We start from the raw sequence: 23,176 nt of genomic DNA, 5'->3' as shown, positions 1-23,176 counted from the left end.
GACGCATCATGCAGAGACCGGGCTTACCCGCACGCGCCCTCGGCCTCCTGGCCGCGACCGCCGCCGCCCTCGGGGTCGTCCTGACCACCGGAACCGAGTCCTACGCCGCCCAGGCCACCGCTCGGTCCACCGACCAGCCCGCGACGCCGCCCGCCCCGCGCGCCTCCGTCGTCACCTGGGGCTCCAGCGCCTACCCGGCGGGAGCCGCCGCCCAGGACCTGACCTACCGGTTCGTCGTCCACACCAGCGTCGGCGGCCGGGACCTGCGCATCCGGCTCTCCAACGCCTACGGCGACCAGCCGGTGACCTTCGGCCACGCCTACGCCGGTGTACGCGCGTCCGGGGCGGCGGTCGTGCCCGGCAGCAGCGGACGGCTGACCTTCCGCGGCGCGTCGTCGGTGACCGTACCGGCGGGCGGCGTCGTCTACAGCGATCCGCTGCCGGGCCGCGTCCAGCCCCAGTCGGACCTCGCGATCAGCCTCTACGTACGCAGCGCGGGCACCCTCGCGACCGGCCACAAAGGGGCCCGTGCGACCTCGTACATCGCACCGTCCGGCGACCACGCCGCGGAGGAGGGCGCCGCCGCCTACTCTCAGCAGATCACCTCCTGGTACTACCTGGACGCCGCCGTGGTGCGGCCCCGGCCCGGCACCGGCGCCGTCGTCGCCTTCGGCGACTCGATCACCGACGGCTCCGCCTCCACCCAGGACACCAACCGCCGCTGGCCGGACTTCCTCGCCCGACGGCTGCTCGCCGACCCCCGCTCCCGGCTCAAGGGCGTGGCCAACGAGGGCATCTCCGGCAACAGGGTCCTCGCCGACGGCTCGGCCGAGAGCGCGCTGAAGCGACTCGACCGGGATGTGCTCTCCCAGGCCGGTGTGCGCACGACGATCCTGCTGGAGGGCATCAACGACATCAAGGCCACACCGGGCCCCACGGCCGACGACCTCATCGCCGGCTACCGGCAGATCATCGCGAGGTCCCACGCGCGTGGCGTATGCGTGGTCGGGGCGACCGTCATGCCGTACGAGGGGTGGCGGGAGTACGAGGCCGTCGACGAGACGGTCCGTCAACAGGTCAACGCCTTCATCCGCACCAGCGGCGAGTTCGACGCGGTCGTCGACTTCGACGAGGCCGTCAGGGACCCCGCGGCGCCCTCCCGGATGCTCCCCGCCTACGACGGCGGCGACCACCTCCACCCCAATGACGCCGGTATGCGGGTCATGAGCGACGCCATCCCCCTCCGCGCCCTCAGCTGCGCCCGCTGACCTCCTGCCCCCTCCACGCCGGTCCCCGGGCCGCGGCCTTGCGGTACCGCCCCGGGGTGGTGCCGAACTCACGCTGGAAGGCGTGGGAGAGCGCGTACGGGCTGCCGTAGCCGACCCGGCCGGCGATGGAGGCCAGGGTGTCCGAAGTGTCCCGGAGCAGGGTGGCGGTGAGAATGACGCGCCACCACGTGAGGTACCCCATCGGCGGGCGGCCGACCAGGGTGGTGAACCGGCGCGCCAGGGTGGGGCGGGAGACGTTCACCTCCGCGGCCAGGCGCTCGATGGTCCATGGGGAGGCGGGGTCCGAGTGCAGCGCCCGCAGCGCGGCGGCCGTCACCGGGTCACCCAGGACGCGGGGCCAGGCTCCGCTGGTGGCCTCGGTCATCCAGGCGCGGATCATGTAGACGAGGAGCAGGTCGAGCAGGTTCGGCAGCGCGATGCAGGAGCCGGGCCGGCTTTCGTCCACCTCACCGGCGAGCAGGTCGATCGCGGCGCGCAGCTCGAGGTGGCCGCCCACACGGCTGGGAAGGTGGACGACCCGGGGCAGCTCCGCGAGCAGCGGGTGGATACGGCTGCAGTCGAGCCGGTACTGGCCGCAGAGGAGCTCCGTCTCGGTCGGGGAGTCGGCGAGCTCATGGCCCGTGCCATGGGGGAGCAGCACCGCGTCCCCCACGCCGAGGGACACCGGGTCGCCGCCGTCGGGCAGCAGTCGGCAGCCGCCCTTGAGCACCACGTGAAAGCCCGCGCCGCCGAACGGGCGGAGCCGCGTGCGCCCACCGTCGTTCATCCGCAACCGGTGGGACGAGGGGTGCCCCAGCCGCATGGCGGAGATCGCGTCGCTCACCACATCCATTCGCGCAGAGTATCTCCCGTATGGGACATGAGACGCATGCGTATCCCAGTGAGCCGGATGCGCATTGAGAGGCTCTTACGGCCTTCCTAGAGTCCGGAGTATGACGAACGAGAGTGTGCGTCGCCTTGTGCTGGGCGATGTCGAGGTCATCCGGATCGTGGAGTGGCAGGGCCCGTTGGTGCCGGTCGCCGACCTGGTCGCGGAGACCGCCGGCGAGGTGTGGAAGGACAATGCGGACTGGCTGGCGCCGGACCACTGGGAGCCGGATTCCGGCCGGCTGGTGGTGGCGCTGCAGACCTGGGTGCTGCGCAGCGGCGGGCGGACCGTCCTGGTCGACACCGGAGTGGGCAAGGGACGCGAACGGCCGGGCTCGCCGCCGTTCCACCACTGGCAGGGCGATCTCCTCGGCGGCCTGGCGAAGGCCGGCGTCCGCCCGCAGGACGTCGACGTCGTCGTCAACACCCACCTGCACATCGACCATGTCGGCGGGAACACCGTCGAGGCGGACGGGGAGTGGATACCGGCGTTCGCCAATGCCCAGTACCTCATCCCGGCAGCCGACGACGTCCATTTCGGTCCGGACGGCGGATACGGCAATGGGTCGCAGGCGGACGGCCGCCTGATCTACGAGGACAGCGTCGCGCCCATCCACCGGGCCGGACAGGCCGTGCGGTGGGACGGTTGCCACCGCATCGACGAGCACCTCATCCTGGAGTCCGCGCCCGGCCACACCCCCGGCTCTTCCGTGCTGCGGCTCGCCTCCGGCGGCGACCGGGCCGTCTTCGTCGGAGACCTGCTGCACACCCCGGTGCAGATCCTCCAACCCTGCTGCAACAGCAATGCCTGCCTGGACTCGGCACAAGCGGTGGCGAGCCGTCTGCGCATCCTCCAACGCGCCGCGGATCAAAGGGAGTTGGTCGTTCCCGCACACTTCGCGGGCGCCGCGGGTGCCGTGGAGGTCCGGCGGGCGGGCGCGGGGTTCACCCTGGGCCCTTGGGCAACGGGGTGACCGTAGGGTTCCGCGAACGCCCCGGTCGACGCGATCATCGCCCACCGATGCGGCAACGACTTCCGGAGGGCCGGGTTCATCTCGCCTTCCCCGGGTTGAAGTGCTTGCCCCCGGCGCGCGTCCGGGCGGCCGCGCCCGATGCGCTTGCCGACGCCGGCGCCGGGGGCCGATGCCGAGGGGCTACGACACGACGGCGCCACCGGCGGGCTGCTCGTCGCTCTCCGGCTCCTGTGGCGGATGGCTGAGCTGTTCGCGCAGGTAGTTCCAGGCCACCGCGATCAGCGCGGCCACCGGTACGGCGAGCAGGCTGCCCACGATCCCGGCGAGGCTGCTGCCCAGTGTCACCGCCAGCAGGACGACCGCCGCGTGCAGGCCGAGCCCGCGGCTTTGGATCATGGGCTGGAACACATTGCCCTCGAGCTGCTGCACCACGATGATGATCGCCAACGCGATCAGCGCGTCCGTCGGACCGTTGAACACCAGCGCGATGAGCACCGCGACCACACCCGCGAACAAGGCCCCGACGACCGGAATGAACGCGGAGATGAAGGTCAGGACCGCCAGCGGCAGCACCAGCGGTACTCCCAGAGCCCACAGCCCGAGTCCGATGAGGATGGCGTCGAGCAGGCCGACCAGCGCCTGGGAACGCACGAAGGCGCCGAGGGTGTCCCAACTGCGCTCGGCCACGGCGGGGATGTCGGTGGCGAGCCGGCCGGGGAGCTGACGGGCGAGCCACGGCAGGAACCGCGGGCCGTCCTTGAGGAAGAAGAACATCAAGAAGAGCGCCAGGACGGCGGTGATCACACCGTCGACCACAGTGCTCACCCCCGCGACGACAGCGGTGACCAAGCTGCCGGCGCTGCTCTGCAACCGGGCGGCCGCGCTGTCGGTGGCCTGCGCGATCTGGGCATCGTCGATGTTCAGCGGCGGCCCGGCGGCCCATTCACGCACCCGCTCGATGCCCTCGGTCACACCGTCGGCCAGTTCCCCGGACTGGGACGCCACGGGCACCGCGATCAGCGCCACGATACCCGTGGCGACCAGGAGGAACAGCAGCGTCACGACCGAGGCGGCCAGCGCGGGTGGCCACCCCCACCCGCGCAGAAGGCGGGCCAGGGGCCAGGTCAGCGTCGTGAGGAGCAGGCCGACGACAAGCGGCCAGATGACCGACCACATCTGGCCCAGGGCCCACAGGACCGCCGCGGCCATGACGAGGATCAAAAGCAATTCGAGGGAGATACGCGACGATACGCGGAGCGCTGCGCGGGCTTTCGTGGAACTCAACGTGCGAGGCATGGGGCCACCCGTACCTCATAAGTGCCTCCCGGCGCTGCTTTTCGGGGGCACCCTGGCCAAAGTCCCAGTGTCGCCGCCCTTTTTGCGGGTGGGCCGGCCGAGGACGACTCCGGCCAGGACCAGGACCAGTCCGCACAGTTGCTGAACGGTCAGCACCTCCGTGGCGACCGTCGTGCCGAGCAGCACGCCCGTGACGGGGTTGAGCAGCCCGATCAGACCCACGGTCCCCGCGGGCAGGTGTCGCAGCCCGGTGAACCAGGCGGTGAAGGCCAGCGCGGTGGCGGCCAGGGAGACATAGCCGAAGGCGGCGAGCGCCGGTGTGGAGAGCGCGGGTGGAGGGCCCTCCACCACCGCGGCGGCCGGGAGCAGGAACAGCCCTCCGGCGGTCAGCTGCCAGGCGGTCGAGGCGAGCACATCGGTATCGGCGCTCCACCGCTTGGTCAGGATGTGACCGAAGGACGACACCAGCATGGCGGCGGCCGAAGCGAGAACTCCCGGCACGCTCACCCCTTCCGCGCCCGTGAGCAGCATGAGGCACACCCCGGCGAGCCCGACCACGGCACCGGACAGATGTGCGGTCCGGGGCCGCTCGGACACCAGGGGCCAGGCGATGAGCGTCATCGTCAGCGGGGACACCGCCATCACGGTCGCGGCGACGCTCGTCGGCAGCAGTTGGGAGGCGACGTAGACGAGGACGAAGAACACGCTCACGTTGAGCGATCCCAGCACCGCGGACCGCCACCACCACGCGCCGTGCGGCCGGCGCCACCGGCACAACGCCAGCAGGACGAGCCCCGCGGGCAGCGCCCGCAGAGCGGCCCCGTACAACGGGCTCCCGGCGGGGAGGAACTCGTGCGTGACGAAGTAGTTGGCTCCCCACGCCACCGGCGCGACCGCGGTCAGCGCCACCCAACGCGCATTAGCTTCCATGGAAGACAAATATAGCTTCCCGGGAAGCTATATTTGTCTTCCATGGAACATCGGCAACCGCTGGACCGCGTGGCCCGCATCCAGGCCGACTGGCGCCGCGAACGGCCCGACGTCGACATCTCGCCGCAAGGAGTGATCGGCCGACTGCACCGCCTGGCCGGCCAACTCACCGAAGAACTCTGCCGCGTATACAGCCGCTACGGCCTCAGCGAGGGGGAGTTCGACGTCCTGTGCGCGCTGCGCCGCGCCGGCGAACCCTATGAACGCGCTCCTGGCGAGCTCGCCGCGCACACCATGGTCACCACCGGTGCGATGACCAAGAGGATCGACCGCCTCGAGCGGGCCGGACTCGTCACCCGCCGCCGCTCGGACGACGACCAGCGCGGCCGGATCGTCGCCCTCACCGGCCCCGGACGCGAACTGATCGACCAGGCGTTCACCGACCACATGCGCAACGAGCGCAACCTGCTGAATCTCCTGACGCCCGCGGAGTCCGAGACGCTCGAAGCGTTGCTCACGACCTGGCTCTCCCGCCTGGACGACCCGCGTCCCCACACTCCCCCCGGATAGCGGAGCGCCCGGCCCCACCGCGTCGGCGGGACCGGGCGCTCCGCTACCCGGATGTATGCGCGCTGCGCTACTTGCTCACCTTGACGGAGAACCAGTCCACGCTCATCCCCGCGCCGGAGGTGGTGTCCGCCGCCGGTGAGGTGCAGCCGCAGACCTTGTTCGGGTAGGAGCCGCCGACCGCGACGTTGAAGATGGCGAAGAACCCGTGGTCGACCGCCTTCTTCCAGGTCTCGGCGGACACCTGGTTCTGCTTCACCGTGAAGGTTTCCTTGCCGTCGCGGTAGAAGCGCAACTGCTCGGCGGAGGTGTCGGTGCGATCCACGATCACGGAGTACGTGTGGTAATCGGTCTGACAGCCGTCGCACGGCAGCAGATCGCTGGTGATCCCGTCCGGGTCGTGGCACTCACCGGCCCACTCACCGCAGTGGAAGGTGTTCGAGTGCTTGCTCAGCCCGTTGACGTTCTCCATGATGTCCAGCTCGCCGATGCTCGGCCAGTTGGTGGCCCCGACCGGGCGGGCGTCGGCACCCATGGCCCAGAAGGCGGGCCAAATTCCCAGCGCCTTCTCCGGGTTGGGCTGCTTGAGGGAAGCGCTGATCTCCAACTGCCCACCGGCGGGCGCCTCGAAGTCGGTGCGCTGGGTCTCCACCCGGCCGGAGGTCCACTTACCGGAACCGTCACGGATCGGCTTGATCACCATGTGACCCTCACCGTCGTGGTAGACGTTCTCGGTCGAGTCCGTAACCGACTCGATCTCGCCGGTGCCCCAGTTCGCGGCGCCGCCCGGGTAGCCGGTGCCGATGTCGTACAGCCAGTCGTCCTTGTTCAGCCCGGTGCCCGCCGCGCCGTCGAAGTCGTCCTGGAAGACGGTGGTCCACTCGGCCGCGGCGGGCTCGCCCGCGGCGGCGGTGTTGGAGGACACCGTGAGAGCCAGCAGTCCGGTCACCGGAAGCGACAGGGCGGCCACGAAGGCCAGAAGGCGTCGTCGGCGGCGGGGTTTGGCGTCCGCCGTCGTAGCTGAGGGAGTGATCCTGAACATGTGGGGGGCTGCTTTCGTTTGAAGGAACGCAGTGACGGGATGCGCGAGCCCCCGTAGCCCGCTCCTGGCGTGGGGGTGACGGGAGATCGGGCTACGGGGACTCGGGCACGGTGAGCACAGAGCAAGCGCCGATGAGGGCGAGAGAGCGCTCACACAGAATGACTGTCTTGGACCCTGCCCTTGCCGGTCAAGGGCCTTGCTGAGTTCACTAGTTGAACGAAAGTCCTTGGCTTGACCGCACGGCCGCGGAAGTATCGATTGCCCTACTTCAGAGTTGGAGGCATGCCCGGGATGTCGGCACTCGTGCTCGCCAACTCTTGACGGCGCGCCACGCCGCCGTCAGGAGCGATCGCCGCATGGTGACCAGGCCGGCGGCGCACTCCTGCGCGATCCGGTCGGCGTGCCGCCGCCCAGCGCGCCCAGTGTGGTGCGCACGAGCAGATCGATCTTCGCCTCGGTCTCATCCGCGGTGGCCGAGGAGGCCAGGGTCGGGGAGTCCGCGGGCAGTTCGTGGACCTCGTGCAGAAGGGCCAGATAGACCTGGCGGCACCAGGCGGGGTCGACCGCGGTGATCGCTCCCGTGTCTCTCAGGCGGGCGAAGAGCAGGTCGAGGCCGTCGAGGACTTCCGGCGTGAGGGCCGCGGTCAGCTGGATGGCGAAGCGGTGGCAGAGCTTGAGATCGAAGACGATCTCCGTGACACGGTGCAGCGCGATGAGGGGCGGTGCGGTCTTCACCCGTGCTTCGGCCAGCCCGCCGAGGTAGCGCCGGCTGAGCCGTTCGGCCAGGGCGTCCAGCAGTGCGGCGCGGGAGGCGAACCGGCGGTGGACGGTGGCGCGAGCGAGCCCCGCGGCGTCCGCGATCTGCTCCAGGGACGCGGTGGCGTCCGCGGCGAGCACGGTTTCCGCTGCTTCCAGGATGCGCGCCGTACTGCGTTCGGCGTCCGCCCGGATCCGCCGGGGAGGGCTGTTCTCGCCCATGCCACCTCCTCTGCCTCACTCTCGGGGTCACCCTACCCTCGTCAACGATAAGTGAGTCAGTCATGATGCAGTTATTGACATAACTGCGATACCGCTGTTTCAGTTATGCCACTTGAGTCCTTACCACCACAGGAGCACGTCATGGATCTTCAGCTCGCCGGCAAGCGCGTCCTCGTCACCGGGGCGAGCAGGGGCATCGGCCTCGCGATCGTTCAGGCATTCCAGCAGGAAGGGGCGCTGGTGACCGCGACGGCGCGGCGCGGCACACCCGAACTCGAGGCCACCGGAGCCACGTTCGTCCCCGCCGACCTCGCCACGGCCGACGGTCCGCGGCGCCTGGTCGATGCCGCCCTGGCCGTCGATCCCAGGATCGACGTCCTGGTCAACAACGCCGGCGGCGGCGAGATGCCACAGGAGGGGTTCGGCGATCCCCTCAACGGCGGGGACGAGGTCTGGGCATACGGGTTCGCCCTCAATTTCGAGTCGGCCGTCCGGACCACCCGCGCGGCACTGCCCTCGCTCCTCGAGGCCAGGGGCGCCGTGGTCAACATCAGCTCCGACAGCGCCCGCCGGCCGGGGACGGAGCCGCTTCCCTACTCTGTCGCCAAAGCGGCCCTCAACGCCTTCACCCGACAACTGGCCGAGCGCATGGCGCCCTCCGGAGTACGCATCAACGCGGTGTCGCCGTCAGCGACGCGCACGCCGCAGATCACGGCCGAGGACGGATACGTCGCACGAGTGGCGGACAACATGGGGGTCGACCACGGAACGCTGGTGGCAGCCCTGCCGAAGGAGACCGGGATGCTCACCGAGACCCTGATCGACCCCGCCGAGATCGCCCGGGCGGTGCTGCTGCTGGCCTCCCCGGCCATGCCGAGTGCGATCGGGGTGAACCTGTCTGTCGACGCGGGGTCCACCAAGATCGTCTGAACGAGTCCCGCAGCCCGCCGGCGGCCGACGGAGGTGCTCAGCCAATCCGTCGGCATGTCCCGCCAGGATCCTCAATCCGCTCGGGCCGCGCGGTACCGGGGAGCGAATTCCTCCGCGATGAACCGTTCGATGGAGGTGGGGGTGGATGTGCGGGCGGTACGCGGCCGCTCCATCCGCATGTGCCCGGAGTTGATGGCTTCGCCGACCTCGGCCATCATGTCCGCGACGTTGACGGATACGCCGTTGCCGCGGAGTTCCGTGTGGAAGTCGGCGAGGCTGGTCTGCGCGTAGGTGAAGTCGTCCGCACGCACGGCGTTCGCGATCACGCCCACGGCTTCCCGCATGCTCACGTCGCGTTCCCCCTGGAGTTCCAGGACCTCCGTACCGCGCCAGGTCCCGGTGGCGAGTTCCTCCCCGGCTCGGCCCCCGACATCGCCGGTGGTGATGAAGGGCAGGGGAACGTCGGGCTCGAAGGGAGCGCTGATGCGGTGGTGGGCCCTGGCGGTGTCGATGTGGTCCAGTAGGTTCTCCATGAAGTAGCCGGCCCGCAGCCACAGCGTGTCGACATCGGGGACGGTCGAGAGGCGCTGCTCGAAGCGATGGAGCCCCATGACCGGTCCGGTGCCCTTGGCATGTCGGGCTCCCCAGCTGCTGAGCCCGACGACGCGGGTCACGCCGGACTCGGATACCGCCTCGGTCAGGGAGGCCGCCACCTGGTCCTGGAAGGCGCCGAAATCGGGGTGATCGGGGATGTAGTTGGGCTGGATCACCGCGTAGACGCCATCCGCACCGCGGAAGGCGTCCGTCAGCGCGGCCGGGTCGGTCGGGTCGGCTTCCCACACCTCGGCGCCTCGCGTCGCGAGGTCGGCGAGCCGCCGGGCCGAACGGCCGACGGCTCGGACCCGGTACCCGGCTGTGAGCAGGTGCACGGCGGCGGCCCGTCCGGTGCGGCCACTGGCGCCGGTGATGACGAACATCGACGTATCTCTTTCATTGGCGTTCTGTACTGGTGCCGGGAGGCCAGCCGCGATCACACGGCGCCCTGAGCCCTTCCGGAGAGGGGCAGGGGAGGCAAGGCCGTTACTGGGCTGAAATCCGGACCGTTCGGTAGGCGCTCGACACGTTAGCCACCCGGCGGACCGGGCGGGTAGGAGTGGTACACCCACCCCGGAAGGCCGGTCGCGCCGGTCGGCGCCCGGCCGGGCCTCCCCGCCACGGGAGCCGGCACACTCCGTCCCCACCACGGTGAACGCCACGTCATTACGCTGGTGATATGCAGGTTTCAAGGGGGCACAGCGGAGGCGCGCCACTGGCGGCCTTCCTGCGTGCCAGACGAAGTCGGGTGCGGCCCGAACACCACCGGCTGGCCGTGGGGGCACAGCGCCAGGTGCCCGGACTGCGGCGAGACGAAGTGGCGTTCCTCGCCGGGATCAGCACCGACTACTACGTGCGCCTCGAACAGGGGAGAGAACGCCGACCGTCCCGCGCGGTGGTGGAGGGCCTCTGCAAGGCCCTGCTGCTGGACGCCGTCGCGGCGCGTCACCTGCGCGAACTTTCCGCCACGGGGACTGCCGCGGGCGGGGAGGCGAACCGCATGGGCACGGATCGCCTGGAGGGCGTGCGCCGGCTGCTCGACTCCATGACGGTGCCCGCCCTGCTGGTGAACCGATGGCTGGACATCGAGGACAGCAACACTCTCGGCGATCTTCTTCATGAAGGGTTGCAGCCCCGGGACAACTATGCCCGCCTGGTGTTCCTCGCCCCCGGAGCACGGGCTTTTTTCACCGAGTGGCCCGAACTCGCCCGCTGCATGGTGGCGGCCCTCCGCGCACAGGCCGGCTCCGAAGCGGGGGCGGCCCGCCCGACGCAGCTTGTGCGGGAGCTGTCCGCGCACAGCGATGTCTTCAGATCCGTCTGGGGCGAGCACCGCCTCTATGAGAAGGCGATGGACCACAAACGGTTCCGGCATCCAAGGGTCGGACCGCTCGCACTCGACCAGCACGTCCTGGAACTGCCGGGAAGCGACGGCCACAGGATCTGGGCCTTCCACCCGGCGGACGACGCGACCTCGAACGCCCTGCTCGACCTGGCGCCCCCGGCGCTGCCGTCGGGGCGTCCGAACCCGGAAGCCATGGAGCCCACGAAGTAGGGCGGGTTCCGCCGGAGCCCCCATGACGGTGCGGCGTCGGGCCTCGCTCCCGTCGGCGCCGACGGGAGCCACGCCGACTCCATCGTTTCGTAAGTCACCCGGCCGAAGAGAAGCGCATCGGCACCGATCTCCATACGATTCCACGGAGCACAGCGTGGTACTCGTGAGGACATAGCAGGCCACGCTGCGTCGTCCGAACACCGGCGTCAGGCAGTGGCCGCACCGGCGGTGTTCCTTCGGACATTGGACTCCGTTGCCCCGGTGGCACGTCAAGCTGCCGACCGAGAGGCCGCGGGCCTTGCGAAGGGACCCTTGATGAGCGCCGACCACGCGTACGACGGCAACCACATCACGCAGTGGCTGCTGGAGACCGAATCACTCGAAGACTTCCTGCAGACACTGGCCGACGCGGCCCTGGAATTGTCCCGCGCCCAAGGTGCCGGCCTCACCCTGCAGCGGGATGGCCGGCCGCTGACCGTGGTCAGCTCCGGCACGGTGGCACCGCAGCTCGACGAGAAGCAGTACGGCCAGGACGACGGCCCCTGTCTGCAGTCGCTGCGGACCGGGAAAGAACTCCTCGTCAACGACATGCTCGCGGAGACCAGGTGGGGCGACTACCCGGCCTACGCCGTCGCCTGCGGGATGCGTTCCTCCCTCTCCTTGCCGATAGCGGCCCGCACCCACACCAGCGGCGCTCTCAATCTGTACGCCGCCCCGCCGGAGGCGTACGAACAGGCCGATCTCACCTCGTTGCGCTCGCTCGCCGCTCAGGCGACCGGCGCCATCGCTCTGGCCCAGCGCATCACCGACACAGAGGATTTCGTCAGCCAGTTGCAAGACGCCATGACGCACCGCAGCGTCATCGACCAGGCCCTCGGCGTCATCATGGGCCAGCGGCGGTGCACCGCTGAGGAGGCCTTCGGCATCCTGCGCTCCGCTTCCCAGCACCGCAACGTCAAGCTCCGCAACCTGTGCACCGAGCTGATCACCAACCTCACCGGCCAGCCCCCCACCGCACCAGAACTGCGCCCTCATCGCTGAGCGTGGCTCGCGCAGTGCTCTACGCTGGTCCTCTCGTATGTCTGGGGGCATGGGTGGAACCTGCGGCTATTGGTGCTCGCTTGGCCTCGAGCGTTGTGTTCCCGCTGGTCAGGAGATTGTTCGTCTCGGAGAGCGCTGGGGCGGGCCTTGTTGACAAGCCCGTGCGTGTCTCAGGGCTGGTGTCGTTCAAAGGCGAGAAGCGCACTCTGTCCGACCGCGAGTTACAGAAGATCGCTGACGAGTTGGTGCGACGTGCTGTGCAGTCCACCGGAGTCGAGGGGCGGATCCCGTCCTATGAACTGCGCGCGGTCGCTCATGCGGTAGCCGACTCACTACGCGCCATTGGCGATCTGGACATGGACGATGTTCAAGCGGTAAGCCTTGGACATTTAGCTTTGTCGCAACGTCTTAGATCCCAAAGTCCGACTGCGACTCTCGGGCTGTCAAGCGACGCGATCACGCTGCATGCAAGCGTCATGGACACCGCTTGCCTCCACGTACTGCACTTCTTCACCCAGCGGTCTGAATTCGTGCCGAGAACGCTGGTTGAACAGAGTCGTCACCTCGATGACCTGCGAGCGAAGGTCGACGCATTACTCTTTCGGGCTCCCTCGCCGGCGGATAGCCCCTTCGAAGATCGTTACGCCGCGTACATCATGTCGAAGTACGGCAAGTTGACCATTTTCGGGCTCGATCTTCCCGGCCTGTCTGCTGTTTGGCCGCTGGATGCCGCCTACCTGAGCTTGGATGCCGCGTCCAGAGGAGCAAGTGATGTTCCTTTGCTGCTTCCTGCCGATCATGTACTGGAGGGGCGTAACCGAGTACTTCTCAGGGGCGTTGCCGGATCGGGGAAAACGACTCTTGTGCAGTGGCTCGCGGTCACCGCGACCCAAGAAGAGCCTGACGAGCACCTGCTCTATGTATGGGGACTTGTGCCATTCGTGCTTCCGCTGCGGGCACTCACCCGAGACGGAGCGTCATTCCCCACCCCGGACCAGTTCCTTGCGGCGGTAGGCTGCCCGCTGGCAACACTTCAGCCAACGGGATGGTTTGACCGAGTTTTGTCCTCGGGTCGTGGTCTGATCCTCATCGACGGCATGGATGAAGTTCCAGAAAATGAGCGAGAGGGCGCGCGGCGATGGCTGCAAGATCTTCTCGCCGCTTACCCCAAAAACCGTTGGCTAATTACATCGCGGCCTTCTGCGGTACGGGAAGAGTGGTTGGCCGACGAGGGGTTCATCGAACTGGATATGGCTCCCATGAGCCGAGACAACGTGGCATCCTTCATCCGGCGATGGCATAAGGCGGCCGGTATCGGCGATCAGTATGCCCCGGAACTGATTGGCGAAGTGCAAGCCAAGCAGGCCCTTGGGCGACTCGCGGCCAATCCCCTGATGTGCGCACTCATTTGTGCTCTACATCAGGATCGGCGCGGCTACCTCCCTGATGGTCGAAAGGAACTCTACGACGCGGCACTTTCCATGCTTCTTTCGCGTCGTGACCGTGAGCGCGGTATCTACAAACCCGGGATGATCCGCATCGGCGAAGCTCATCATATTCAACTCATTCAGAAGCTTGCCTACTGGATGATTAGAAATGGTCGAGTGGAGATGGGCCGAGGTGATGCTGTGGACTTGCTGGCGCAGTCGCTTCCCGCGATTCCACAGGTGGCTGATCAAGGGTCGCCCGAGGAAATCTATCGGCACTTGTTGGTTCGAAGCGGCCTGTTGCGCGAGCCGAGTGTCGGATCAATGGACTTTATTCACCGTACTTTTCAGGACTACTTGGGGGCGAAGGCCGCCGTTGAGGGTCTTGACTTCGATTTCCTCATCTCAAATGCCCACCTGGACCAGTGGGAGGACGTGATCAGGATGGCCGTTGCCCACGCCCGGCCGGCCGAGCGAGTTCGACTTCTCAACGGTCTGCTGGAGCGAGGCGACTCATCGATGGACGGCCGCCATCGATTGCATCTGCTGGCGGCCGCCTGTCTGGAACATGCCACCGAATTGGATCCAGCTGTCAGGGATGCGGTGCAAAAGCGTGCGGCCGCTCTGATTCCTCCCCGCTCGGCAGAGCAGGCGCGAGCGTTGGCAGACGTGGGGCCCGTTGCTCTGGAATTACTGCCCGGTCCGCAAAATCTGTCGAACCAGAATAAATCCGCCGCGCACAGAACGGCGTCGAACGAAGACTACTTTACGGTTATGGCGGCCGCACGCATTGCGACCGATGCGGCGATTCCAGTTCTGGTTCGTTATAGAGGCCATAAGGATCTGCGTGTGCGGGCCGAGCTGGTTCGAGTGTGGGGGAGGTTCGACACCGCACACTTCGGAGAAGAAGTGGTGGCGTATCTTGACGAGCGGAATCTGTACTTTCCGGTCTCGAATGAGCGAGAGCTGCGTGAATTGCAGAGGTATGGGGGCAGGGCTCGGATCAAGGTCATCGGAGATATTTCTCAAGAAGATCTTATGGGTGTAATTGCTCCCGGCCGGTTGACCCATTTATGGATGGCCGTGGATGTCGGGTGGACTTGGGAATGGCTTTCCATGTTTCCCAATCTTGCGGTGCTGACGCTGGAATCCTCTGTGGGGAGCGTTGACGTGGCATCGCTGGCAGATGTGCGATTGCGTGAGGTTCGGGTGCCGGCGGGAGTGGCGATCCTCGGGTCCGAGAACCTGTCTCCGGCCATTGAGGTCGTCTCGGCGGACCTCATGGGGTAGGAGTCACTTCCGGCTGCGTACTGCTGGGGCCGCGTACTACTGGCGACCTCGCCGCCCTCGCCCACGGCACCGGCGGCCCCGACAACGTCATGCCGCGGCCGCCGCGACGAGGGCGGCCACCGGGCAGCGCGGCCGGCCCGGCTGCGGACGACGTACAGCACGGCGCAGGCCGGCAGGTTCGCCGGCCGTCTCGGTCCGTGTCCCACCCGCGAGCCTCTACAGTGCTGTAGATTTTTATCGCGGTTCATCGAGCACAGGAGCCGCGTTCAGAAGGGCCCGCCGCGATGTCTCGGCGTGCTGCGACGCCACCACCCGCCCATCCATGGAGAAAGCAGGCGCCCGTGCTAGGGATAAGCGAGCTGGCCCTCCTCCTCATTGTCGTCATCGTCGTCATCGGGGCCAAGAAGCTCCCCGAACTGGTCCGTTCCATGGGTAAGTCGGCCCGCATCTTCAAGAGCGAGACCAAGGCGATGGCATCCGATGACGACAGTCAGCGGGACCGCTCAGGTCCGAGGGTCATCCAGGCCCAGCCCGGCGATGTGATCAGCTCCCGGACGACGGACACCGAGCCGGGCAGCGGGAGTGTCGGCACCGGACCGCGCTGATTCCGCCGGGAGGGGCGTGTCGGGTACGGCGCTGGTGTGGCCCGGTCGGCACGTCATCGTGCGGCCTGCTCTCATCTGAGGCTTACGCCGCGCCTATCCGCCCGGGACGCGAGCCCGTCGCCCCTCCTCCTCGTCGGCCGGCACCTGGCATCGGCAGCCACTGGGCGTGGTGCCCAGGTCCGCTTCGAGGTCGTCCAGGGCCTGCCGAGCGGCCGCGATCCGTTCACGCAGCGGCTCCGGGGTGGGCCCGATGGGCGCGGGGCCCGGCGGCTCGGCCTGGTCCGCCTCCTCCATGGCGCGGGCTTCCTCAAGGGAGTTGATGACAACGCCGATGAGCAGGTTCACCAGGACGAACGAACCCAGCAGCACGAACGAGGCGAAGTAGACGATGGTCCAGCGGGATATCTCCAGCCCCGCCCGTACCGCGTCCCCCAGCCCGTCCAGGGTGATGAGCAAGAAGAGCGTCAGGACGGCCCGGCCGATCGAGCCGTAGTGCTCCGGGTCGTCATCGGCGAAGAACACCCAGCCGACCATGGCGTACACATACAGCAGCAGCGTGCCGACCAGCAGGAAACTCAGGGTCCCCGGCAGGCTCTTGCCGATGGCCGTGATCACCACCCGTATCTGTGGCAGGAACCGCGCGGCCCGTAGCACCCGGGCCAGCCGAAGCAGCCGCAGAACCGTCGCGTTCTCGCGTGTGACGGGGAGGAAGGCCAGCGCCACGACCGCCACGTCGAACAGGTTCCAGGGATCGCGGAAGAAGTCCCAGGGCCGGTCCCCGTGGGCCACCATCCGCAGGAGGATCTCGGCTGTGAAGATCGCCAGGAACCCGTGTTCCAGCGCCTTCAGTTCGGTGTGCCAGTCCTCCACCACGCCGCTGTACGTCTCGACGCCGAGAACCGCCGCATTGGCCATGATGACGCTGAAGACCACCACGCCGAACCAGCCCGAGTCGACGACCCGGCGGGAACCCTCCACGAGGGCGTGCGCCTTGGGCGCGCCAGTACCGTCCACCATCTCGCTTCCACCAGTTCTGAGCTGCCACTCGGAGCCGCGGTGACGGGTGATGCGCGCAGCGGGCGGTCAAGACGTTCCCGCCGGGTGTGCCGGGCCGGCCAGCGGCGGAGCCGGCGCCGACTGCCGCAGTCCCGTAGGTATCACCAACCGGCGATTCGCCGGGTGGCCGCGGTGCGATGGCACCGCGGTGTCACATCAGCGGCGCGGGCCCTCACACATTGACGCCGTATTCCTTGGCGATGCCCATCAGGCCCGCTGCATAGCCTTGGCCGATCGCGCGGAACTTCCACTCCTCGTCGCGCCGGTACAGCTGGCCGAACACCATCGCGGTCTCATCGTGGCCATCCTCGGTCAGCTCGAAGCGGCACATCTCCACGCCGGCCGCTTGGTGCACCACGCGGATGTACGCCTCGCGCACGCGGCCGAAGGTGCTGGCCACCCCTTCCTGGTCGTGAATCGACACCACGAAGACGACCGACTCCGCCTGGGGCGGAAGTAACGTGAAGTCGACGGCGATCTGCTCGCCATCTCCCTCGCCCTCGCCGGTCCTGTTGTCGCCGGTGTGCCGAACGGCGTTTTCGGGAGTTGCCCGGTTGTTGAAGAAGACGAAGTGCTGATCCGACAGGACCCGGCCGTCCGCCCCCAGTACGAGAGCGCTCGCATCGAGGTCCACGTCGCCGGGGCCGGTGTTCACCTTCCAGCCGAGGCCCGCGACGACGCTGGCGGTGCCGGGCTGGGAGCGGGTGAGGGAGAGATTGCCGCCTTTGGACAGGCTCACAGTCACAGGGCACAGCTCCTGGGTTTCAAGTGACCAACACATGGGGGGGTGGACGGGCGCGAAGGTTCGCGGAAGTAGATTTCCGCTGTCGCCACTGCCGGATCCGGCCGTAAATCTACAGCACTGTAGAGGCGCGGATGCGCCGTAACCGATCATTTGAAGCCAGGGGAAGCGAGGGGAAGCGAGGGCGCCGCCGCGGCCCGCGAGGGGGCTCTGCAAGCCCGTGGATTCTGCTTTCTTCTCACAATGGAGGTATCGCTGAGAAGGAGATGCGGACGATGCGGGCTCAGCTCACGGCGAGACCGCGGACCGTCGCTGGGACGCGCCGTCGCGGCCAGCGGATACTGGGGCGCATGCGTATCGATTTCGATCCCGAGACCATGGGCGCCACTCCCTTCTACAAGCTGCTGACCTCGGTCATCGTGCCTCGGCCGATCGCCTGGGTGTCGACCGTCGGCCAGGACGGTGCCGCGAACCTCGCCCCGCATTCGTTCTTCACCGTGGCGGCCGTGGCTCCGCCCGTCGTGCAGTTCACCTCCGTGGGGCGTAAGGATTCGCTGCGGAATGTCGAGGACACCGGGGAGTTTGTGGTGAACCTCGCTCCCGAGGGGCTGTTCGAGCAGGTCAACGCGACCGCGACGGACTTTCCGCACGGGGTGAGCGAGTTCGAGGCGGTGGGGGTGGAGCAGGAGGCGAGCTTGCGGGTGAAGCCGCCTCGGGTGGCGGGGTCGCCGGTGGCCTTGGAGTGTGTGGTGCACAGCACGATGGGGCTCGGGAACTCGACGGTGGTCTTCGGGCGGGTGGTGCACGCCGTGATCGACGACGAGGTGATGGTCGACGGGCATGCGGAGATCACACGGCTGCGGCCGCTGTCCCGGCTGGGGAAGAACGAATGGGGCACGGTCGGTGAGGTGCTGGATCTCGCCCGGATCCGTTACGCGGACTGGGCGGGGCAGGGGCCGGAGAAGGTCTGAGGGCTGCCGGCCGTAGGAAGCCGTAGGTGTCCGTGGGAAGGGGGTGTGGTGATGGAGAGCGTGGTGTTCGACATCGGCTCGACCCTCGTCCGCGAGGACCGCTACTGGGGCTCCTGGGCCGACTGGCTCGGGGTGCCCCGGCACACCCTGTCCGCGCTGGTGGGGGCCGTCGTCGCGCAGGGGCGGGACGACGGGGACGCGATCCGGCTGCTGCGGCCGGGTGTGGACATCGAGGCCGAGCGGCGGGCGCGGGAGGTGGCGGGGCGGGGGGAGTGGCTGGACGAGTCCGATCTGTACCCGGACGTACGGTCCGCGCTCGGCGCGCTGCGGGCGTCCGGGCTGCGGGTGGTCCTGGCCGGGAATCAGTCGCTGCGGATGGGGGAGCTGCTGCGGGGCATGGAGCTGCCGGTCGACGCCGTGGCGACGTCCAGTGGATGGGGGGTCGTCAAGCCGGATCCGGAGTTCTTCCGGCGGGTGCTGGAGCTCGGCGGCGCCGCGCCGGGGAACACGGTGTACGTGGGTGACTATCCGGCGTTCGACACCCGCCCGGCGAAGGCCGCCGGGCTGCGGGCCGCGCATATCCGCCGGGGGCCGTGGGCGTATCTGTGGGGCGATACGGCCGACGCGGCGATGGCGGACTGGCGGATCGACTCGTTGAGTGAGCTGGTGGAGATCGTCACCGGTCCGGCGGGGCCATCGTCCCCGTAAGGCCGCAGCTCAGGGCAGGGGTGTGCGCTGGGTGAGGAATTCACACCCGGTGTGATGCGAGTGCTTGCATATATCTACCGCACACCCTTCCCTGCTGCCCGGCATGGCGCTTGACTCGTCCCATGCCGCTCAGGGGGCGCCAGCCCTGGGCGAAGGGGCCGCCGGACTCCTCCCTCCTCGGCCGGCGGCCCATCTCCCTGCCTGTCCGGCGGATGCCGGCGGATACCCGTGGATACCGACGGGTACCGGTGGACACCCGAGAGGTGCGTCAGCCTGCCGACTCGGCCGCGTGCGCGCTCAGCACACCGAGGCCGACGAGGGCGAAGAGCGCGAGGCCCAGCAGAATCCGGTAGATCACAAACGGCATGAAGCTCTTGCTCGAGATGAATTTCATGAACCACGCGATCACCACATAGCCGACCACGAAGGCGATGACCGTCGCGAAGATCGTCGGGCCCCACTCGGTATGGCCCTCGGAGGCGTCCTTCAGCTCGAAGACGCCCGAGGCCAGCACCGCCGGCACCGCGAGCAGGAAGGAGTAGCGGGCCGCGGCCTCGCGGGTGTAGCCCATCAGCAGTCCGCCGCTGATGGTCGCGCCGGACCGGGAGACGCCCGGCACCAGCGCCATCGCCTGGCAGACCCCGAATATGAGCCCGTCCCGGATGCTCAGCTCCTTGAGCGTCTTGCGCTGGTTGGCGACGCGATGCCGGCCGCCCGTCTCATCGCGGGCCGCACGCCGGTCCGCGAAGCCCAGCACGACGCCCATGACCACGAGCGTCGTGGCTATCAGGCGCAGATCGCGGAACGGACCCTCGATCGCGTCCTGGAGGGTGAGCCCGAGCACCCCGATGGGCAGCGAGCCGACGATCACCAGCCAGCCCATCTGGGCATCGTGGTTGCCGCGCCACTCCTTGCTGAAGAGCGAGCGGAACCAGGCCGACACGATGTTGACGATGTCCTTACGGAAGTAGATGAGCACCGCGAGCTCCGTGCCGATCTGGGTGATCGCGGTGAAGGCGGGCCCAGGGTCGCTCCAGCCGGCGAACGCGGCCGTGAGCCGCAGATGGGCGCTGGAGGAGATCGGAAGAAACTCAGTCAACCCCTGGACCAGCCCGAGGATGAATGATTCAAACCACGACATTGAGTCTTCGCTATCCAAGGCTGATCGTGCGCTGCTCGGTTCCTGGTCGCAGATGTCCAGGCATGACCGATTCAGGCGGGGCGGTCAGTGGGAAGCCGACCGTCGAGGATCAACGGCCGGTCGTGGGGGCAGCGTAGCGTCCCCGGGTGCGCGGCCCATCAAGGGCCTGGTCGGACCATCGGTTCAGCGCTTTGACCTTGGGTACTCGGGCTGGGTCGCCGGGCCGCGGGCGCCTGGTGAGGATCAGCCGTGGGCAGCACGTGGGCAGCACGTGGGCAGCCGTGGACAGCCGAACAGTCGAGGACAGCCGAGGAGCCGAACCGTATGGCCGCGATCGGGCACGACGGAGGACAGGGCGGCCGGCGGGACGGGGCCGGGGGCGGCACCGGAAACGGGCCGGGCGGCACGATCACCACCGAGGTCCCGGCACGGCTGGATCGGCTGCCCTGGTCACGCTGGCACTGGATGATCGTGATCGGCCTCGGCACCGTATGGATCCTGGACGGTCTGGAAGTGACCGTCGTCGGCAATATCGCCAGCCGTCTCTCCGAGCCCGGCAGCGGGCTGCCCATCACCGACGCGCAGGTCACCGGGATGGCGGCGGCCCTCTATGTGGCCGGGGCATGCACCGGGGCGCTGGTCTTCGGCTGGCTCACCGACCGCTACGGCCGCAAGAGGCTCTTCCTCATCACGCTCGGGGTCTATCTGACCGCCACCGCGCTCACCGCCATCTCCTTCGCCGCCTGGTGGTTCTTCCTCTTCCGCTTCCTCACCGGCTTCGGCATCGGCGGGGAGTACGCGGCCATCAACTCCGCGATCGACGAACTGATCCCCAGCAAGTACCGGGGCCGCGTCGACCTGGTCATCAACGGGAGCTTCTGGCTCGGCGCGATGGGCGGCTCGCTGCTCTCCGTGCTGATGCTCAACACGAACTTCTTCGCGCTGAACGTCGGCTGGCGGCTCACCTTCGCCCTCGGTGTCGTCCTCGGCCTGGTCATCCTGCTGGTCCGGCGGAACGTCCCCGAAAGCCCGCGCTGGATGTTCATCCACGGCCGGGCGGAGGGCGCCGACGAACTGGTCGCGGCGGCCGAACGGCGGATCGAGGACGAGACCGGGCGGCGCCTCCCCGAGCCGGACCAGGCCATCACCATCCGCACGCGGAAGAGCACCGGCTTCGTCGAGATCGCCCGGACGCTCTTCCGGGCGTACCCCCGGCGCGCGTTCCTGGGGCTGGCCCTCTTCATCGGGCAGGCGTTCCTCTACAACGCCATCACCTTCGGCTTCGGCTCGATCCTGGTGAAGTTCTTCGGTGTGCCCAGCGGTAACACCGGCTATTACTTCACGGTCATCGCCTTCGGCAACTTCCTCGGGCCGTTGCTGCTGAGCAGGCTCTTCGACACGGTCGGCCGCCGGCCGATGATCTCGGGGACGTACATCCTCTCCGGTGCGCTGCTGTTCATCACGGCGTGGATGTTCGGCAACGGCTGGCTCAACGCGACCACGATGACGGCCTGCTGGTGCGTGGTCCTCTTCTTCGCCTCGGCCGGTGCGAGCGCGGCGTATCTGACGGTCAGCGAGGTCTTCCCGATGGAGACGCGCGCCCTGGCCATCGCCTTCTTCTACGCCATCGGCACGGCGGCCGGGGGCATCAGCGGACCGCTGATCTTCTCGGATCTGACGGCGAGCGGAGTCGTCGCCGACACCGCGCTGGCCTTCTCCATCGGGGCGACGCTGATGGTCGCCGCCGGGCTCGTCGCCCTCTTCCTCGCGGTTCCGGCGGAGCGGCGTCCCCTGGAGGACGTCGCCGAGCCGCTGTCCGCCCGCGCCGCGGCCACGTCGCCCTCCGCCGGTGGCCCGGCCACCGGACCCGCCGGTGGCTGACGGACCCTGGCTGACGTACCCCGGCCCCGTCGGCCCCGAGAGGCCGCCCGTCGGCCCCGAGAGGCCGCCCGTCGGCCCCGAGAGGCCGCCCGTCGGCCCCGAGGGGCCGCCCGTCAGCCCCGCGGCGGTGCGCTCTCGTCCGCGGCGGCGTCCTCCCCGAGGCGTACGGGCCGGATACGGCCGCGTTTGCGCCAGGCCACCAGCGCCCCCGCGACGGCGGGCAGTGTGATGAAGGCCAGCGCGAGGAGGAAGACGGGCGAGGTGGGGGTGGTGGCGCGGCTGCCCGCCACCACGTAGGCGGCGGTGTTCGGCACACTGCCCAGCCCGGTGGCCAGCAGGAACGACGGCCAGCCCATCCGGGAGACGGCCGCGCAGTAGTTGGCGGCGGCGAACGGCACGCCGGGGAACAGCCGGATCGCCAGCATCGACCGGAACCCGTGGTGGCTCAACTGCCGGTCCGCCGCCGTGAGCCAGCGCCCCCGCAGCAGCGGCCGCAGCGCGTCCTGCCCCAGCAGCCGCCCGAGGCCGAAGGCGATCCCGGCGCCGATCACCGTGCCGCCGATGGCCGTGGCCAGCCCGGCCTGGATGCCGAAGAGCGCACCGGCCGCCACATTAAGCAGCGGCCGGGGCACCAGCGCGGCGGTGCCCACCCCGTACGCGGCCGTGAACAGCACCACGGCCGTCCCGCCCGACAACTCCGGCCAGCCGTGGGCCAGCAGCCGCTGCGGCTGCCACAGCCAGACCGCGATCGCGGACCCGGTGAGCAGCGCGGCGAGCAGCCCCAGCCGCGACCACGGCGAGAGGAGCACGGCGCGGGCGCGGCGCGTGGCCGGGCTCGCGGGCGGCGGGGCGACATCGAGCATCGGTGGAGCGTAACCGACCGAACCCGGCGGAGGCTGCGATGTCGTCGGGTTGTCGTCCGATTGTCGGCAGACCGTCGACTGGAGGTTCCGAAACCCGCCGGCTACGGGTTCCGAAGCCCGTCGACGGGAGTTCCGGACCTCGTTGATGGCGGAACCAGGGGGTTCCGAACCACCCGCCCCACCCACCCCGCTCGTACCGAAACGCACCGAAAACCATTCGACGCGGACCGAACAGTGCGCGAAGATCGCAGCATGTTCCGGCTCGCCTTCCTCACGCCGACGTCCGCGGTCGCGGACGCGCCGAAGGCTGCCGTCCCCTCTCTCGCTCCGGCCGCGGCCGCCGCCCTCACCACGGACCCGCCCGCCGCCGTTCCCGCCGCCTGCCTCGACGGCGCCCGAAGCTGACCCTCCTCGGACAACTCCGACGGA

General features: G+C 68.8%; 22 protein-coding genes. 12 read left to right on the top strand and 10 right to left on the bottom strand.

The window, feature by feature from the left end:
* The first annotated feature begins 8 nt into the window (after nt 1-8).
* A complete protein-coding gene (locus tag NP777_RS19440) occupies nt 9-1,268 on the top strand; it encodes an SGNH/GDSL hydrolase family protein (protein WP_256651433.1) in 1,260 nt (419 codons plus the stop codon).
* Here NP777_RS19440 and NP777_RS19435 read toward each other — a convergent pair.
* Nucleotides 1,252-2,121 carry an AraC family transcriptional regulator gene (locus NP777_RS19435; protein WP_256651432.1) on the bottom strand — a complete coding sequence of 290 codons (870 nt, stop codon included), beginning with the start codon at nt 2,119-2,121 and terminating at the stop codon, nt 1,252-1,254. The genes NP777_RS19440 and NP777_RS19435 overlap by 17 nt on opposite strands.
* A 100-nt stretch (nt 2,122-2,221) precedes the next feature.
* Here NP777_RS19435 and NP777_RS19430 point away from each other — a divergent pair, with 100 nt between their 5' ends.
* Nucleotides 2,222-3,130 (top strand): MBL fold metallo-hydrolase, encoded by a 909-nt coding sequence (locus tag NP777_RS19430; RefSeq protein ID WP_256651431.1) that lies wholly within the window; start codon nt 2,222-2,224, stop codon nt 3,128-3,130.
* 180 nt (nt 3,131-3,310) lie between these two features.
* Here the strand turns inward: NP777_RS19430 and NP777_RS19425 are convergent, their stop codons facing one another.
* Together NP777_RS19425 and NP777_RS19420 are read right to left on the bottom strand one after the other, a co-directional pair.
* Nucleotides 3,311-4,426: an AI-2E family transporter gene (locus tag NP777_RS19425; RefSeq protein ID WP_256651430.1), complete on the bottom strand. Its 1,116-nt coding sequence runs from the start codon at nt 4,424-4,426 to the stop codon at nt 3,311-3,313.
* Between the two features lie 15 nt (nt 4,427-4,441).
* The gene (locus tag NP777_RS19420) at nt 4,442-5,356 is read right to left on the bottom strand and encodes an EamA family transporter (protein ID WP_256651429.1); all 915 of its coding nucleotides are present in this window, start codon (nt 5,354-5,356) and stop codon (nt 4,442-4,444) included.
* 42 nt (nt 5,357-5,398) lie between these two features.
* On the opposite strand from NP777_RS19420, the gene NP777_RS19415 reads away from it, so the two are divergent.
* Complete coding sequence (locus NP777_RS19415; protein ID WP_256651428.1) at nt 5,399-5,926, top strand: MarR family winged helix-turn-helix transcriptional regulator; 528 nt, start codon at nt 5,399-5,401, stop codon at nt 5,924-5,926.
* A 67-nt stretch (nt 5,927-5,993) separates the two neighbouring features.
* Here the strand turns inward: NP777_RS19415 and NP777_RS19410 are convergent, their stop codons facing one another.
* Both NP777_RS19410 and NP777_RS19405 read right to left on the bottom strand, forming a co-directional pair.
* Nucleotides 5,994-6,965 (bottom strand): glycoside hydrolase family 16 protein, encoded by a 972-nt coding sequence (locus tag NP777_RS19410; protein ID WP_256651427.1) that lies wholly within the window; start codon nt 6,963-6,965, stop codon nt 5,994-5,996.
* Nucleotides 6,966-7,304: 339 nt separating this feature from the next.
* Nucleotides 7,305-7,943: a TetR/AcrR family transcriptional regulator gene (locus tag NP777_RS19405; protein ID WP_256651426.1), complete on the bottom strand. Its 639-nt coding sequence runs from the start codon at nt 7,941-7,943 to the stop codon at nt 7,305-7,307.
* 141 nt (nt 7,944-8,084) lie between these two features.
* Between NP777_RS19405 and NP777_RS19400 the strand changes: the two genes are divergently transcribed.
* Entirely contained in the window at nt 8,085-8,873 is a 789-nt protein-coding gene (locus NP777_RS19400; protein WP_256651425.1) for an SDR family NAD(P)-dependent oxidoreductase, read from the top strand.
* Between the two features lie 71 nt (nt 8,874-8,944).
* Here NP777_RS19400 and NP777_RS19395 read toward each other — a convergent pair whose 3' ends face one another.
* Nucleotides 8,945-9,850 carry an NAD(P)H-binding protein gene (locus NP777_RS19395; protein WP_256651424.1) on the bottom strand — a complete coding sequence of 302 codons (906 nt, stop codon included), beginning with the start codon at nt 9,848-9,850 and terminating at the stop codon, nt 8,945-8,947.
* A 296-nt stretch (nt 9,851-10,146) separates the two neighbouring features.
* Between NP777_RS19395 and NP777_RS19390 the strand changes: the two genes are divergently transcribed.
* From NP777_RS19390 to NP777_RS19375, 4 genes are all read left to right on the top strand, one after another.
* Nucleotides 10,147-11,022, top strand: coding sequence for a helix-turn-helix transcriptional regulator (locus NP777_RS19390; protein WP_256651423.1), 876 nt, complete (start codon nt 10,147-10,149; stop codon nt 11,020-11,022).
* A 315-nt stretch (nt 11,023-11,337) separates the two neighbouring features.
* Entirely contained in the window at nt 11,338-12,063 is a 726-nt protein-coding gene (locus tag NP777_RS19385) for a GAF and ANTAR domain-containing protein (protein WP_256651422.1), read from the top strand.
* A 2-nt stretch (nt 12,064-12,065) separates the two neighbouring features.
* Nucleotides 12,066-14,780, top strand: coding sequence for an NACHT domain-containing protein (locus tag NP777_RS19380; protein ID WP_391858541.1), 2,715 nt, complete (start codon nt 12,066-12,068; stop codon nt 14,778-14,780).
* A 341-nt stretch (nt 14,781-15,121) separates the two neighbouring features.
* The gene (locus NP777_RS19375) at nt 15,122-15,385 is read left to right on the top strand and encodes a twin-arginine translocase TatA/TatE family subunit (RefSeq protein ID WP_256651420.1); all 264 of its coding nucleotides are present in this window, start codon (nt 15,122-15,124) and stop codon (nt 15,383-15,385) included.
* A 93-nt stretch (nt 15,386-15,478) separates the two neighbouring features.
* On the opposite strand, the gene NP777_RS19370 is transcribed toward NP777_RS19375, so the two are convergent.
* Together NP777_RS19370 and NP777_RS19365 are read right to left on the bottom strand one after the other, a co-directional pair.
* Entirely contained in the window at nt 15,479-16,402 is a 924-nt protein-coding gene (locus NP777_RS19370) for an ion transporter (RefSeq protein ID WP_256651419.1), read from the bottom strand.
* A 211-nt stretch (nt 16,403-16,613) separates the two neighbouring features.
* Nucleotides 16,614-17,186, bottom strand: a complete 573-nt coding sequence (locus NP777_RS19365) for a TerD family protein (RefSeq protein ID WP_256651418.1) — start codon at nt 17,184-17,186, stop codon at nt 16,614-16,616.
* Between the two features lie 347 nt (nt 17,187-17,533).
* Here NP777_RS19365 and NP777_RS19360 point away from each other — a divergent pair, with 347 nt between their 5' ends.
* The gene (locus NP777_RS19360; protein ID WP_256651417.1) at nt 17,534-18,154 is read left to right on the top strand and encodes a flavin reductase family protein; all 621 of its coding nucleotides are present in this window, start codon (nt 17,534-17,536) and stop codon (nt 18,152-18,154) included.
* A 51-nt stretch (nt 18,155-18,205) separates the two neighbouring features.
* On the top strand, nt 18,206-18,862 hold the full coding sequence (locus NP777_RS19355) for an HAD family hydrolase (RefSeq protein WP_305889920.1): 657 nt from the start codon (nt 18,206-18,208) through the stop codon (nt 18,860-18,862).
* Between the two features lie 268 nt (nt 18,863-19,130).
* On the opposite strand, the gene NP777_RS19350 is transcribed toward NP777_RS19355, so the two are convergent.
* The gene (locus NP777_RS19350; protein ID WP_256651416.1) at nt 19,131-20,003 is read right to left on the bottom strand and encodes an undecaprenyl-diphosphate phosphatase; all 873 of its coding nucleotides are present in this window, start codon (nt 20,001-20,003) and stop codon (nt 19,131-19,133) included.
* Nucleotides 20,004-20,327: 324 nt separating this feature from the next.
* Between NP777_RS19350 and NP777_RS19345 the strand changes: the two genes are divergently transcribed.
* Complete coding sequence (locus NP777_RS19345) at nt 20,328-21,884, top strand: MFS transporter (RefSeq protein WP_256651415.1); 1,557 nt, start codon at nt 20,328-20,330, stop codon at nt 21,882-21,884.
* A 113-nt stretch (nt 21,885-21,997) separates the two neighbouring features.
* Here the strand turns inward: NP777_RS19345 and NP777_RS19340 are convergent, their stop codons facing one another.
* Nucleotides 21,998-22,747: a TVP38/TMEM64 family protein gene (locus tag NP777_RS19340; RefSeq protein ID WP_256651414.1), complete on the bottom strand. Its 750-nt coding sequence runs from the start codon at nt 22,745-22,747 to the stop codon at nt 21,998-22,000.
* A gap of 252 nt (nt 22,748-22,999) precedes the next feature.
* Here NP777_RS19340 and NP777_RS19335 point away from each other — a divergent pair, with 252 nt between their 5' ends.
* The gene (locus NP777_RS19335) at nt 23,000-23,152 is read left to right on the top strand and encodes a hypothetical protein (protein WP_256651413.1); all 153 of its coding nucleotides are present in this window, start codon (nt 23,000-23,002) and stop codon (nt 23,150-23,152) included.
* The last annotated feature ends 24 nt before the right edge of the window (nt 23,153-23,176 follow it).

Source organism: Streptomyces rugosispiralis (assembly GCF_024505145.1).
Classification (GTDB): domain Bacteria; phylum Actinomycetota; class Actinomycetes; order Streptomycetales; family Streptomycetaceae; genus Streptomyces; species Streptomyces rugosispiralis.
Note: the sequence above shows the minus strand (reverse complement) of the source record. Positions and strands in the feature narration are given on the sequence as shown.

Coding starts and splice junctions, on each gene's coding strand:
- NP777_RS19440 (WP_256651433.1), top strand. CDS start 9: ATGCAGAGACCGGGCTTACCCGCACGCGCCCTCGGCCTCCTGGCCGCG.
- NP777_RS19435 (WP_256651432.1), bottom strand. CDS start 2,121: ATGGATGTGGTGAGCGACGCGATCTCCGCCATGCGGCTGGGGCACCCC.
- NP777_RS19415 (WP_256651428.1), top strand. CDS start 5,399: ATGGAACATCGGCAACCGCTGGACCGCGTGGCCCGCATCCAGGCCGAC.
- NP777_RS19425 (WP_256651430.1), bottom strand. CDS start 4,426: ATGCCTCGCACGTTGAGTTCCACGAAAGCCCGCGCAGCGCTCCGCGTA.
- NP777_RS19345 (WP_256651415.1), top strand. CDS start 20,328: ATGGCCGCGATCGGGCACGACGGAGGACAGGGCGGCCGGCGGGACGGG.
- NP777_RS19350 (WP_256651416.1), bottom strand. CDS start 20,003: ATGTCGTGGTTTGAATCATTCATCCTCGGGCTGGTCCAGGGGTTGACT.
- NP777_RS19355 (WP_305889920.1), top strand. CDS start 18,206: ATGGAGAGCGTGGTGTTCGACATCGGCTCGACCCTCGTCCGCGAGGAC.
- NP777_RS19360 (WP_256651417.1), top strand. CDS start 17,534: ATGCGTATCGATTTCGATCCCGAGACCATGGGCGCCACTCCCTTCTAC.
- NP777_RS19395 (WP_256651424.1), bottom strand. CDS start 9,850: ATGTTCGTCATCACCGGCGCCAGTGGCCGCACCGGACGGGCCGCCGCC.
- NP777_RS19390 (WP_256651423.1), top strand. CDS start 10,147: ATGCAGGTTTCAAGGGGGCACAGCGGAGGCGCGCCACTGGCGGCCTTC.
- NP777_RS19430 (WP_256651431.1), top strand. CDS start 2,222: ATGACGAACGAGAGTGTGCGTCGCCTTGTGCTGGGCGATGTCGAGGTC.
- NP777_RS19385 (WP_256651422.1), top strand. CDS start 11,338: ATGAGCGCCGACCACGCGTACGACGGCAACCACATCACGCAGTGGCTG.
- NP777_RS19335 (WP_256651413.1), top strand. CDS start 23,000: ATGTTCCGGCTCGCCTTCCTCACGCCGACGTCCGCGGTCGCGGACGCG.
- NP777_RS19420 (WP_256651429.1), bottom strand. CDS start 5,356: ATGGAAGCTAATGCGCGTTGGGTGGCGCTGACCGCGGTCGCGCCGGTG.
- NP777_RS19370 (WP_256651419.1), bottom strand. CDS start 16,402: ATGGTGGACGGTACTGGCGCGCCCAAGGCGCACGCCCTCGTGGAGGGT.
- NP777_RS19405 (WP_256651426.1), bottom strand. CDS start 7,943: ATGGGCGAGAACAGCCCTCCCCGGCGGATCCGGGCGGACGCCGAACGC.
- NP777_RS19400 (WP_256651425.1), top strand. CDS start 8,085: ATGGATCTTCAGCTCGCCGGCAAGCGCGTCCTCGTCACCGGGGCGAGC.
- NP777_RS19340 (WP_256651414.1), bottom strand. CDS start 22,747: ATGCTCGATGTCGCCCCGCCGCCCGCGAGCCCGGCCACGCGCCGCGCC.
- NP777_RS19410 (WP_256651427.1), bottom strand. CDS start 6,965: ATGTTCAGGATCACTCCCTCAGCTACGACGGCGGACGCCAAACCCCGC.